A 12,831-nucleotide genomic window follows, 5' to 3' on the forward strand; every position below is an offset into this window, starting at 1 on the left:
CCCGACGCGCTCCGATACGCGAAAGAAGGCTGAGCATGGACCAATCCACGTCCAGCGCCATCACCCTGAACATCAACGGCGAGCAGCACACGCTCTCCGTCGACCACCGCACCACCCTTCTCGACGCGCTCCGCGAGCGTCTCGATCTGACGGGCACCAAGAAGGGCTGCGACCAAGGGCAGTGCGGCGCCTGCACCGTCCTGCTCGACGGGCAGCGGGCCGTCTCCTGCCTGCAGCTGGCCGTGGCCGCCGAAGGACGCGAGATCACCACCATCGAGGGCGTGGCCGACGGAGACCGGCTGCACCCGGTGCAGCAGGCGTTCCTCGACCTCGACGGCTACCAGTGCGGCTACTGCACGCCGGGACAGATCTGCTCGGCCGTCGCGATGCTCGATGAGCACGCGGCCGGCTGGCCGAGCGCCGTCACGGGCGACGTGAGGACGGCAGCGCCGCCACTGACCGCCGACGAGATCAGGGAGCGGATGAGCGGCAACCTGTGCCGCTGCGGCGCGTACGTGCAGATCGTCGAGGCCGTCGCGCAGGCGGCCGCGGCCGGGACCGAGGCGGGGGAAGACGCACGGGCCGGGAACGGAGCGACGGCATGAGGGAATTCGGCTACCAGCGCATTCTCGACGTGCCCGGCGCGGTCGCGCAGCTCGCCGCGGACCCGGAGACCCGCTGCCTCGGGGGCGGGACGAATCTCGTCGACCTGATGAAGACCGGCGTCGAGCGGCCCGCCCGGCTTCTCGACGTCACACGGCTTCCGCTCGGGCAGATCGAGCGGACCGAGGACGGCGGCCTGCACATCGGCGCGACCGTCACCAACAGCGACCTCGCCGCACACCCCGAAGTCCGGGAGAACTACCCGGCGTTGGCGCAGGCCGTACTGGCGGGAGCCTCCGGCCAGCTGCGCAACATGGCCACGGTCGGCGGGAACCTGCTCCAGCGCACCCGCTGCGGCTACTTCGCCGACGTCTCACAGCCGTGCAACAAGCGCGCCCCCGGCAGCGGCTGCCCCGCCGTCGAGGGCGAGCACCACAACCACGCGATCCTTGGCGCGTCCGACCACTGTGTGGCCGTGCACCCCTCGGACATGGGTGTGGCGCTGACCGCCTTCGACGCCGTTGTGCAGTACGAAACGGCTGACGGGCAGGGAGAGTTGCCCATGACCGAGTTCTACACGCCCGTGGGAGACACCCCGCAGGTGGAGACCGCACTGCCTTCCGGAGCGTTGATCACAGGCGTCACCCTGCCCCCCGTGCAGCTCGCCGCCAACTCGCGCTACCGCAAGGTCCGTGAGCGCGCCTCGTACGCGTTCGCGATCGGTTCCGTGGCCGCCGCGCTCGATGTCCGGGACGGAAGCGTGCACGAGGCGCGCCTGGCATTCGGCGCGGTCGCCTCCCGGCCGTGGCGGGCCCGCGCGGCCGAGCAGGTGCTGGCCGGGGCACCGGCCACTGCCGAGACCTTCGCCGCCGCCGCGGACGCCGAACTCGCGGCCGCCGAGCCGCTGCCGCACAACGGATACAAGGTGACCTTGATCCGCAACCTTGTGGTGGCCGTGCTGACCGAACTCTGCGAGGAGGCCCGATGACCACCGCCACGACCGGAACCACGCCGGTGAAGAGTTCCCACGGCGCTCCGCACACCCGTGTGGAGGGCCTGGAGAAGGTCACCGGAGCCGCCCGGTACGCCGGCGACATCCCCTTCGCCGAACTCGCCCACGGCTGGCTGGTGTTGTCCACCGTCGCCAAGGGCCGCATCACCTCGGTCGAGACCGGGCCGGTCCTCGCCATGCCGGGCGTGCTCGCCGTCCTGCACCACGGGAACGCCCCGCACGTGAACACCGACTACGTGGGCATGCTGGGCGCCCCGGACCCGACGATCGCCGTCTTCCAGAACGACCGTGTTCCGCACAGGGGCTGGCCGGTGGCGCTCGTCGTCGCCGAGACCTCGGAGCAGGCCAGGGAGGCCGCCGAGGCGCTGGTGGTGCGGTACGAGGAGGAGCCGCACGACATCGACTTCGCCGCCGGACGGCCCGACGCGTACGAGCACGACAGCATGGGCTCGGCTGTGGAGGAGAAGGGCGACCTGGAGGCCGCACTCGCCTCGTCCGCCGTCGTGGTGGACGAGGAGTACACGACGCCGGAGGAGCACCACAACCCGATGGAGCCGCACGCGGCGGCGGCCCGCTGGGAGGGCGGCCGTCTGGAGGTCGTCGACTCCAACCAGGGCAGCACGTGGATCGTGAACGAACTGGCGCAGCTGTTCTCGCTCGACCCGGCCTCGGTGCGGGTGCGGTCCGAACACGTCGGCGGCGCGTTCGGTTCCAAGGGCGTACGTGCGCACCAGGTGGCCGCCGTGATGGCGGCGACGGTCCTCCAGCGCCCGGTCCGGGTCGTGCTGACCCGCCGGCAGATGTTCTCGCTGATCGGCTACAGGAGCCCCACGGCGCAGCGGGTCAGGCTCGGCGCCGACGCCGACGGGCGGCTGCGGGCCCTGCAGCACGAGAACCTCAGCCTCACCTCCACCGTGCACGAGTTCGTCGAGGGCAGCGCCAGCGTGGGGCGGGTGATGTACGACGCCGGCGCACACCACACGGCGAACCGGATCGTGCGGCTCGACGTGCCGAGCCCGACGTTCATGCGGGCCCCGGGCGAGGCACCCGGTTCGTTCGCGCTGGAGGCGGCGATCGACGAACTGGCGGAGAAGTGCGGCATCGACCCGATCGTGCTGCGCGCCCGCAACGACCCCACGACCGGTCCCGTCTCCGGGCTGCCGTTCAGCAGCCGCCGCGTGATGGCCTGCTTCCAGGAGGGCGCCCGCAGGTTCGGCTGGGAGGAGCGGGACCCGCGTCCTGGCGTGCGCCGTGAGGGGCGCCTGCTGCTGGGGACCGGCACCGCCGCCGCCTCCTTCCCCGCGCGGGCCGTGCCGTCCACGGCGGCGGTGACCGCCGAGGCGGACGGCACGTTCACCGTGCGGATCACGGCCGCGGACATCGGAACCGGCGCGCGGACCGCCCTGACCCTCGTCGCCGCCGAGGAGCTCGCGGTGACGCCTGATCAGGTGCGCGTCCGCATCGGGGACAGCGACTTCGGGCAGGCGATGATCGCCGGCGGTTCGATGGGCACCCGCTCGTGGGCGTGGGCGGTGACGATCGCCGCGCGCGATCTGCGGGAGCAACTGGCCCTGGGCGGCAGCGTTCCGCCGGAGGGAATCACGGCCCGCTCGGACACCTCCGAGGCGATCGGGGCGCTCGCCGAGACCGAACGGCACTCGTTCGGTGCGCAGTTCGCGGAGGTCGCCGTGGACCCGGCCACCGGCGAGGTACGCGTGCGGCGCATGCTCGGCATCTTCGCGGCGGGCCGGATCGTCAACCCGCTGACGGCACGCAGCCAGTTCCTCGGCGGGATGACCTGGGGCATCTCCATGGCCCTGCACGAGGAGGCGCTCCGGGACCGGGCGTCCGGAGGCACCGTCGGCGCCGACTTCGCGGGCTACCACGTCGCCGCGAACGCCGACGTGCCGCGCATCGAGGCGGACTGGGTGGACGACCCCGAGCCGGACGACCCGGTCGGCATCAAGGGCATCGGCGAGATCGGCATCGTGGGTGCCGCCGCGGCGGTCGCCAACGCGGTGTGGCACGCGACAGGCGTGCGGCACCGGAACCTGCCGATCCGGCCGGATCGCGTCCTGACGGCCCCGGCCGCGGCGGGGGACGCGCCGGCCGCTCCGTGAGCGGGGACCGCTCCGGGCGCAGGGCAGCGGGAAGGTGATGGTGCGTCGGCCGGGCCGCGGAACCGCCCGGCCGGCACCGAAAGTTGCGGCCCGTGCCCGGTGGCCGGGCACGGGCCGGGCCGGTGGCCTGCGGGGTCTGCGGATCCGCAGACCCCAGCAGGCCACCGCCGCTCACGGTGTCAGGCGGTGACCGCTCCGTCGGATACGGCCCGCGGCGCTCCGGCGGGTGCTTCCGCGACGGGGCGGGCGTGGCCTCCCGGGTGGTTCCGGTCCTCGTGTCCGCGGGACTTCGGGGCGTCCGGCAGACCCAGCAGCCCGAAGACCCGGTGGGCCGCACCCGTCTCACGCCGCAGGACCAGGCCCCACACGACGAGTGCGGCGACCGGCGTCCCGGCCCACCAGCCGAGTTGGTGGACGAGCACGCTCGTGAGGACGGCGGAGCCCAGGGCCAGCCCGAAGACGGCGAGGAGGAACGTACCGACGATGCGGAACGCGCCGTGAACCGGGGCACCCGCCTCCCGCTGCCCGCTGCGGATCGCCGTGACCAGCAGCCAGAACAGCACCGGCAGCAGGACCACACCCATGCCGGCCAGCGTCAGGCCGACGGCCGACACCGCCCAGTCACCGGCGCGCGAGAGCAGCTCGCCGGGGCCGTGGCTCGCGGGCCACTCGGCGAATTCCTCACGACCCGGCGAGAAGAAGCGCTGGTAGCCCCGCCCGTCCCAGCCGTGGACGAGGATGAGGAACATCCCGAGGTAGCCGGCACCGGTCTGCAGGAACGCCGCGTACACGCGCCCGCGGACGATGAGGCGGCGGGCCACTTCGTACCCCAGCAGGCCCTGGCTGACGTTCGTCAGCGCGAACAGTGCCACGAGCCAGCCGGGCAACGCCCCGTGCCCGTCGGCGACTTGCATCGTCTCCCAGTCCGGGAAACTCCACAGCAGCCATATCCCGCTCGGTGCGAACAGCATGCCGCAGTAGAGGGCGGTGGCGAGCAGACAGGGGCTCGGCCGCTGTGGACCGCTCCGTCCGGACGGCCCGGTGGGGCCGGCGTGCCGGAGGTGGAAGGCCGCGGCGGTCCCGAAGCCCGCTCCGATCCCGTAGGCCCAGAAGACATCGACTTGCACCATCTGATGAATCCCCTTTCGGAATGACACGTCATTCCGCTTGTTGGGCAGAGAAACGGCCGGGGCTGTTTCACCCCGGCCCTGCGGGCTGCCGGCCTCAGTTGCCTCCGAGCCCGTCGAACATGAGCGCCTCAACCGTCCGGATCCAGGAGGTGCGCATCTCCTCGGCGTTGCGGACGTGGAGCAGCTGAACACAGCCGGCCAGGATCATGCCGTTCACGGCCAGACCGACCACCTGAGGGTCGAGTTCCCGGCGCAGAAAGCCTCTCGTCTGCCCGTTGCGGATGAACGCCGCCGTGTACGCACCGGCGTTCTCCACGGCAGAACCGAGGAGTCCGGGATCGGTACGGGCTATGGCCGCGGCGTCGTAGAACAGCACCCTGGCCAGATCGGGCTCCGCGACGACGAGGTCGAAGAGCCTGTCGCCGATGCGCCGCACCTGTTCCCGGTACTCCGCCAGCGTGCGGGCGGCTTGCGGCTCCTCGTCCGCGATCGCCTCCTGCATCTGGCCGAGCGCCCGGAGGACGAGACTGCGGGCGATGTCCTCCTTGTTCTTGAAGTAGCGGTAGAACGTCCCGTGTCCGGCACCCAGTTCGCGGGCGATGTCGGCGATCCCGGTCGCGTGGTACCCGCGCTCGGCGATCACCTTGCCTGCGGCACGGAGGATGACCTCCCGCTTGTCGACCACACCCTGAGCCACAGCGCCCACCTGGTCCCTCGCCCCTGATCCGACCGGAATGACGTGTCATTCTTCTGCGGGGCCCCGGCAGTGTCAACCCGGTCGGCCGCACGTATGCAGGGGCCCTCCGGCCGGCCCGTCGGCTCGCCGTTCGGAAATCCGGCCTTCGAGCTGATGGCGGGGACGGACATGCACCATCTGCCAACCGGCCACTGGCCGATGTTCTCCCGCCCCCGTGAACTCGCCGCCGTGCTGGGCGGGATCGCGGGGCTGAGACCGCTCAGACCCTCAGGGTCCGCCCCCGGGCCCGGCGCGGGCGCGGGCGTGGGCTCATGCGGGTGCTCGTGCATGCGGGGAAGGGGCGGCGTCCGGCCGCGCTTCCGTCGCATGCGCCAGGGGCACCCCGGTGCGAGGCACGCGTGCCGAGGCACCGGCGGCGTCGGACACAGCCGCATGCGCCGCCGCGGCGAGTGAACGCCGGTCGTGGCCGTGGGGCCACAGCGGCCGGCACGGACGGAGACGCAGGGAGAGCGCGCCGGCGGTGGCGACCCGGTGGAGGGATGACGCGAGGGTGTCTCCGCCGACGTAGGCCGCCGCAACGCTCCGCGTGCCGCCCTGTGCGTAGTCGATGACGGTGGGCCGCACCGGCGCGGCCGCCCCGAGTGCCGCCTCGAACGTCGCACGCCGGAACGGTCCTCCGGGCGCGGTGCACCATGTGGTCGCCTGGGGAAAGACCGCCACCGAGCCGCCGTCACGCAGGTACTCGGTCAACTCGTCTACGAAGCTGGGCAGTTCGCGTGGGGCGTCACGGTTGATGAAGCGGGTGCCCGTCCTGCGGGCCAGCGGACCGACGACCGGCCAGCCGGCGACCTCCTGCTTGGCGATCAGCGGCACGGGCTCGACGGCCAGCACCGCGATGACGTCGAGCCAGGACACGTGATTCGCGACGATCAACGTGCCGGTGGCCGTGCCCGGCACCCGCAGCGGCCCGGTCGCATCCAGGCCGATACCGAGTGCGTCGAGCACGGAGCGGGCCTGCCGCTGAAGCACGGCCGGCTCTGCGATGCGCGTCCCGTCCGCCAGTGCGCTGCCGAGAGTGGCGGCGAGCGACGCATACCGCCGCAGCACGGACGCTGCGGGCGCCGTGCCGGAGCGCGCACCGGCAGGGTCGTTCCCCGTGTGCCGCGTGACGCACCGCAGCGAGCAGGGGGAGGCGATTCCCCAGGGGTTCACCGGCTCCGGCCCAGGAAGTAGCGGCGGTAGCGGTCGTTCAACTGCTCCATGTCGAGCAGGACGAAGAAGTCGGCGACACCGAAGTCCCTGTCGTGGGCGGGTGCTCCGCACACCCACGCGCCGAGCCGCAGATAGCCGCGCAGCAGCGCCGGGAGCGAGGAGTGGTCCGGCACGGCCGTCAACTGCTGCCGCGGAGACCACGGGTGGTGCGGATGCACTCGCAACCCGTCCGGGGCGGCGTGCTTTGTGGTGCCCAGCAGCCAGGCGTCGGCGGCCGCCTGCCCGCCGTCGCCCAGCGGCACGGACCCGCAGCCGGCCAGATAGCGGTGTCCGGAGAGCAGCATGTAGCGGGCGAGTCCGCCCCACATGGCGTTGATCACGGCACCCGAGCGGTGACCGGGGTGCACGCAGGCGCGGCCGGCCTCCACCATCACCGACCTGACGTCGGCGGAGAGGGCGCGCAGGTCGAACTCGGCTTCGGAGTAGAGGCGTTCGGTCCGTCCGGGCGGCATGAGCCGGTAGGTGCCGACGACTTCACCGTCGGCCTGCGAGGTGACGATGAGGTGGTCCGCCGCTTCGTCGAACGGGTCCACGTCGTGCCCGGGCAGCGGCGAGCGCAGCCGTGCGCCGTTCTCCACCGCGAAGACCCGGTGGCGGAGTCGCTGGGCAGCACGTATCTCCTCCGTCGATCCCGCGATGGAGGTGGCGTACGCCCCGGTGCCGGTCGTTACGCTGGGTGCAGTGGGCATGGGTGATCTCCCTAGGTGGGCTGCTGCGGCACCCACGCGGACCGTTGCCAGCGATCTCCGCGAGGGTTCCTCCGTATGCAACCGGTTGCTCGTGTTCCGCACGGGGCCGCCGAGTTACCGCTCGGCGGCCCTTCCGCGTCGTGTGGGTGCCGATGGCGTCCGGCCCTGTAGCCCCGGTGAGCAGGAGCCGTGCGTCCTGCCCCGGACCGCGGCCCCGCGCCCCGCGCCCCGCGTGAACAGCCGGTTGCCGGGCGGGAGTCGGTGACGAGTGGACGGGCGTGGCGCTCGTGACCGTGTTCGTCACGTGCGGCCCGAAGGCTCGACTCGTCAGCGGACGGGCGACGTTATTCGCCCCGCCGGAGGGCCGGCCCGGCAGCAGCCCGGGAGGCCACCGCCCGCACCGCTGCGACCGGTTGCGCATGCGCGGTCAGGCATGCGGTGCCCACGTTCGTGAGACGTGACCGGTTCCCGCCCGCCGCAGGGCCGGTCACGCCGTCGTCGCCTGTGCGCCGGGGTGCCAGCCGGTCGGCGGGGCCGCCGCGGAAGTCTCCGCGAGGCCGCGCCCGTTCGCTGCATGTGTTCGCTGCGCCCGTTCGCTGCACGTGGTCGCTTCACCTAGTTTCCTAAAAGGTGTAGGTTATAGCCTAAGCACTTCAGGCAGATTGGGCGGGACGGCATGGCACGCGCGGGACTGAACACGGAACGGCTGGTCCGAGCCGGAGCGGAGCTGGCGGACGAGGCCGGATTCGACCAGGTGACCGTCTCCGCACTCGCCAGGCGGTTCGACGTCAAGGCGGCGAGCCTGTACTCGCACGTGAAGAGCTCCGAGGACCTCAGAACCAGGATCGCCCTGCTCGCACTGGAGGAACTCGCCGACCGTGCCGCCGCCGCCCTGGCCGGACGGGCCGCCAAGGACGCCCTGGCCGCCTTCGCGGACGCCTACCGCGACTACGCCCGGGAGCACCCCGGCCGCTACGCCGCGGCACAGCTCCGGCTCGACCCGGAGACGGCGGCGGCGAGCGCGGGGGTCAAGCACGCACAGATGACGCGGGCGATCCTGCGCGGCTACGACCTGAGCGAGCCGGACCAGACGCACGCCGTGCGGCTGCTGGGCAGCATCTTCCACGGCTACATCAGCCTGGAGTCGGCCGGAGGCTTCAGCCACACCCCCGTCGGCACGCAGGAGACCTGGTCGTGGCTCCTGGAGCGCCTCGACGCACTGCTGCGGGGCGCGGCCTCGCCCTGAAGCCTCGCGCCGCGGCGCCCGCCGTCCTCTGCACGCGCAGGGCGGCTCGTCCCGCACCGGACCCCTCCGGTCCAGTCCCCCAGTCCGATCCAGACTTCGTGAGCAACAGGCCGAGGCGATGAACTGCGAACACAACCCGACCACCGCACCCGTCACGACGCCGATAACCGCGGACCTGGTGCGCGGCGCGCTCGAACTGGAGCAGACCGCGCACGGCGTCCTGCCGCACAGGCTGCCCGCGCGCGCCCGCGCCCAGAGCACCGACGGACAGCTCGCCATGGCCGAGGCTCAGCCCTCCGGCGTGCGGCTGGCGTTCCGCACCCGCGCCACCGCCGTCGAACTGGACTCGCTGCCGACCAAGCGCGTCTACTTGGGCGCACCACCCCGCCCCGACGGCGTCTACGACCTGGTCGTCGACGGCCGACTCGCGGGGCAGGCCAGTGTGGCCGGCGGCAACACCATGACGATCGACATGACCACCGGGACCGCCGAGACGCGGCCGGGCACGGCCGGCACCGCCCGCTGGAACGGCCTGCCCGGCACCGAGAAGGACGTCGAGATCTGGCTGCCGCACAACGAGACCACCGAACTCGTCGCTCTGCGCACCGACGCCCCTGTCGAGCCCGTGCCCGGCAGAGGCCGCAAGGTGTGGCTGCACCACGGCAGTTCGATCAGCCAGGGCTCCGACGCCGCGAGCCCCACGGCCACCTGGCCCGCGCTCGCGGCCGCCCTCGGCGGAGTCGAACTGGTCAACCTCGGTCTGGGCGGGAGCGCCCTGCTGGATCCGTTCACCGCCCGTGCGCTGCGCGACACCCCTGCCGATCTGATCAGCGTCAAGATCGGCATCAACCTGGTCAACGCCGACCTGATGCGGCTGCGCGCCCTCACGTCCTCGGTCCACGGATTCCTCGACACGGTCCGCGAGGGCCACCCCACCACGCCGCTGCTGGTGGTCTCGCCGATCCACTGCCCCATCCACGAGGACGTCCCCGGCCCCAGCGCCCCGGACCTGGCCGCGCTCGGCACCGGCCAGTTGCGCTTCCGGGCCGCCGGCGATCCGGCGGAAGCGGCGAGCGGGAAGCTCACTCTCAAGGTCGTGCGGGAGGAGCTGGCCCGGATCGTGGAGCAGCGGGCGGCGCAGGACGAGAACCTGCACCACCTCGACGGCCCGGACCTCTACGGTGAGGCGGACTTCGCCGAACTGCCGCTGCCCGACGGACTCCACCCGGACGCCGCGACGCACCGCCGCATCGGCGAACGCTTCGCGGGGCTGGCGTTCAGCGCCGACGGCCCTTTCGCGGACCGCAGTTCCTGAAGAGGCCGGCGGGTTCACCACCGCGCCCTTGCGACGGGCGGCGGGCAGCTTCACTGCGGGCGGGTGGACGCCCGGGTGCCGGGCGCTGCACGCCAGAGCCGGCAGGAGACGGCCCGGAACCAGGAATAATTGAAAACTGAACTTCATTGACCGGGGTGCACTGCTTCCCCTCACTCAGGAGGTCACCATGCCGGCCGTCACCGCGGACACCCTCACGCTGCCGCGCGTCCCCTCCCCCGCGGGTGCGGGCCTCCGGTGGCGAGAGGTCACCAGGACCGTGACCGCCCACCGGCAGATGGAAGGGGAGGGTTTCGAGGTACGCAGGCCGTTCCCCGGAATGGATCTCGCGGTGGCCGACCCCTTCCTGCTGCTGGACCACCTCGGCGCGGTCGAGTACGGACCCGGCGAGGCCAAGGGCGCGCCCTGGCACCCGCACCGCGGCTTCGAGACGGTGACCTACATGCTCGACGGCGCCTTCGAACATACCGACTCCACCGGCGGTGGGGGCCTGATCACCGAGGGCGCCACCCAGTGGATGACCGCGGGCGCGGGCGTGCTGCACTCGGAGTTGCCTCCGCAGGACTTCGTCGCGAAGGGCGGCCTGTTCCACGGAATCCAGCTGTGGGTCAATCTGCCCAGGTCGCTGAAGTGGACACCGGCCCAGTACCAGGACATCACCGCCGGGCAGACCGTCCTGCTCTCCAGCGACGACGGCGGGAGCCTGCTGCGTGTCATCGCAGGTGACCTCGCCGGGCACCGCGGCCCCGGCATGACCAGGACCCCCATCACGTACGTCCACGCCACGGTCAGCCCGGGAGCGAAGCTGGGCGTGCCCTGGCCGCAGGAGTTCAACGCCCTGGTCTACGTGCTGGCCGGCCGCGGCACCGTCGGAACGGAGCGGCGGCCGCTGGAGGAGGGGCAGCTCGCCGTGCTCGGCCCCGGTGAGGCGCTCACCCTGCGGGCCTCCGAGGACCAGGACTACAACGGCAGCCGCACAGGCTGGGAGGTGCTGCTCCTGGGCGGGCTGCCGATCCGCGAGCCGATCGCCCGCTACGGTCCGTTCGTGATGAACACCAAGGCGGAGATCCTCCAGGCGGTCGAGGACTTCCAGAACGGCCGCCTCGGCACCGCCGCACCCCAGCCGGTTCCGCACCGCACCGCGACCGACGCCCCGCTGGACGGGGACGCAGCCGGTGAGGCTGAGGCCCGCTGACCGTGGGGGGGGAACCGCTGCGGCGCCGGAATCCCGGCGCCGCGGCGGGCCTCAGGCCGGGAGGGTCTCCTCGGGGCTCACGCCGTACGCATGGTGGTACGAGGCCGCGAAATCGGTCGGCCTGGCGAATCCCCAGCGCGCGCCGACCGCCGCCACGGTTTCACCGTCCTCGGCGCCCGGTGCGTCACCGTCGGCAGCGAGCAGGTCGAAGTGCGCGTGCTCCAGGCGCACACTGCGCAGGCAGCCGAAGATGCCGCTTCTGTGATGGCGGGCGAAGGCGATCCGAAGTGAGCGGGGGGTGACCCGGGCCGCGGCGGCGATGTCGGCGAGGCTGATGTCGGTGTGCGCGTTCTCCTCGATGAAAGCCACGGCCCTCGCCACGGCAGCAGCCGTGGCATCACCGCCGTCCGCCGAAGTCGGCTCGGGGCCACCGGTGTTGGGAAAGGTCTCCAGCGCGTTCGTCGCGAGGTTGCGGGCCAGATTGCCTACCACGAGTGGTTCGCTCAGCGCCTCGGGACGAGCGGTGATGACCTGGCGTACGCACCTGACCGCGTGGCGCCACTCACTTGCGCGTTCCGTTGACGCCGGCCGTGTGCCGGAGAAGCGGAGTGAGCTGTCCGGCTCGTCCTCGGGAAAACCCGCGGCCCGCATCAGCAGGGGATGGTGCAGGACGACGGTCCCGGAGCCGAGATTGTGAAGTGTGACGCTGAAGGGCCGGTGCGGCGGTGAGATGACGGCGACGTCGCCGGGCCCCGTGCTCTCGCTGCTCTCCTCCCAGCGGTGGTCCACCCAGCCGGAGTTCGGCTGGACGATTGCGAGGCTCCCGAGCGGTTCGACGTCGTACCCGGCTTCCATGGGCAGGGTGAGCTCGTCCACACAGAAGTCGCCGAAGTCGTAGCGGGCGTGCTTGACGGACTGGTCCCACTTGCTTCCCTTTCTCAGGTGCAGGCTCGTGCCGTAGGTGGCGTTCATGTAGGCACGGCCGGCGTCGAAGTCATCGGTCTCGAACGTGGTCCGGCGCAGCCTGTGGGACTCAAGGGGCGTATCGACGGTGGCGGTGTTCATCGGCTTTCTCACAGCGAGAGGTCGGTTTCCCGCGTGTGCCCGGGCGGCCTCTCCGAACCCGTCCATGCACCGGCGGGAGCGAGGTGCCGCTGCCAGGCGCACTCCGGTTCGCCGCAGCCCTTCGACCGCGGACGATCCGCGCGCGCCGCGCGCATCGGAAGAGCCGGCAGTCGCTCAGCGACTCCTCGGCGGCCGACCGGACATGCCGGACTCCTCTCTCGACCGTAACTCCTCATCCGCCCGGCGCCGGACAGTCCGGTTCGCCGGTCACACCGGGTCCACGGGCGGTGGCCACCTGCGTTTCTCCCGGCTCCACAACCACGGCCGTGAGCACCGTTCCGGCCGTTCACAGCCCTCTCGGGCGCTGGCGGAGGGCTCGCGGGCCGTGCCGGTCGTCGCACCCCTCCCCCATCCCTGCGACGTGGACGGTGACGCGCTCCGCGCAGAGCGCAAGGCCCGCGGACCGGGC

General features: G+C 72.3%; 11 protein-coding genes. 6 read left to right on the forward strand and 5 right to left on the reverse strand.

Translation table 11 applies throughout. The annotated features are described in order from the left end of the window. The first annotated feature begins 35 nt into the window (after positions 1-35). From EV375_RS25120 to EV375_RS25130, 3 genes are read left to right on the forward strand one after another with little or no spacing between them, the layout of a single operon-like run. Entirely contained in the window at positions 36-605 is a 570-nt protein-coding gene (locus EV375_RS25120) for a 2Fe-2S iron-sulfur cluster-binding protein (protein ID WP_130302236.1), read from the forward strand. Continuing rightward, positions 602-1,591, forward strand: a complete 990-nt coding sequence (locus tag EV375_RS25125) for an FAD binding domain-containing protein (protein ID WP_130302237.1) — start codon at positions 602-604, stop codon at positions 1,589-1,591. The genes EV375_RS25120 and EV375_RS25125 overlap by 4 nt, the downstream gene beginning before the upstream one ends. Further along, positions 1,588-3,735, forward strand: a complete 2,148-nt coding sequence (locus tag EV375_RS25130) for a xanthine dehydrogenase family protein molybdopterin-binding subunit (protein ID WP_130302238.1) — start codon at positions 1,588-1,590, stop codon at positions 3,733-3,735. The genes EV375_RS25125 and EV375_RS25130 overlap by 4 nt, the downstream gene beginning before the upstream one ends. 179 nt (positions 3,736-3,914) lie before the next feature. On the opposite strand, the gene EV375_RS25135 is transcribed toward EV375_RS25130, so the two are convergent. The 4 genes from EV375_RS25135 to EV375_RS25155 all read right to left on the reverse strand — a co-directional run bounded on the left by EV375_RS25135 (position 3,915) and on the right by EV375_RS25155 (position 7,523). Next, positions 3,915-4,865 (reverse strand): hypothetical protein, encoded by a 951-nt coding sequence (locus EV375_RS25135; RefSeq protein WP_130302239.1) that lies wholly within the window; start codon positions 4,863-4,865, stop codon positions 3,915-3,917. A gap of 94 nt (positions 4,866-4,959) precedes the next feature. Then, on the reverse strand, positions 4,960-5,562 hold the full coding sequence (locus tag EV375_RS25140; protein WP_165434848.1) for a TetR/AcrR family transcriptional regulator: 603 nt from the start codon (positions 5,560-5,562) through the stop codon (positions 4,960-4,962). Between the two features lie 309 nt (positions 5,563-5,871). Next, entirely contained in the window at positions 5,872-6,774 is a 903-nt protein-coding gene (locus tag EV375_RS25150) for a lysophospholipid acyltransferase family protein (protein ID WP_207228446.1), read from the reverse strand. After that, positions 6,771-7,523, reverse strand: coding sequence for a GNAT family N-acyltransferase (locus EV375_RS25155; RefSeq protein WP_130302241.1), 753 nt, complete (start codon positions 7,521-7,523; stop codon positions 6,771-6,773). The genes EV375_RS25150 and EV375_RS25155 overlap by 4 nt, the downstream gene beginning before the upstream one ends. Positions 7,524-8,199: 676 nt before the next feature. Between EV375_RS25155 and EV375_RS25160 the strand changes: the two genes are divergently transcribed. The 3 genes from EV375_RS25160 to EV375_RS25170 all read left to right on the forward strand — a co-directional run bounded on the left by EV375_RS25160 (position 8,200) and on the right by EV375_RS25170 (position 11,297). Further along, positions 8,200-8,769, forward strand: a complete 570-nt coding sequence (locus EV375_RS25160) for a TetR/AcrR family transcriptional regulator (protein WP_130302242.1) — start codon at positions 8,200-8,202, stop codon at positions 8,767-8,769. Between the two features lie 118 nt (positions 8,770-8,887). Continuing rightward, the gene (locus tag EV375_RS25165; RefSeq protein ID WP_130302243.1) at positions 8,888-10,084 is read left to right on the forward strand and encodes a GDSL-type esterase/lipase family protein; all 1,197 of its coding nucleotides are present in this window, start codon (positions 8,888-8,890) and stop codon (positions 10,082-10,084) included. 187 nt (positions 10,085-10,271) lie between these two features. After that, entirely contained in the window at positions 10,272-11,297 is a 1,026-nt protein-coding gene (locus EV375_RS25170; RefSeq protein WP_130302244.1) for a pirin family protein, read from the forward strand. Between the two features lie 51 nt (positions 11,298-11,348). Here the strand turns inward: EV375_RS25170 and EV375_RS25175 are convergent, their stop codons facing one another. Next, the gene (locus EV375_RS25175) at positions 11,349-12,362 is read right to left on the reverse strand and encodes a helix-turn-helix domain-containing protein (RefSeq protein WP_165434849.1); all 1,014 of its coding nucleotides are present in this window, start codon (positions 12,360-12,362) and stop codon (positions 11,349-11,351) included. Positions 12,363-12,831 lie beyond the last annotated feature (469 nt).

This window comes from Streptomyces sp. CNZ301 (assembly GCF_004217425.1).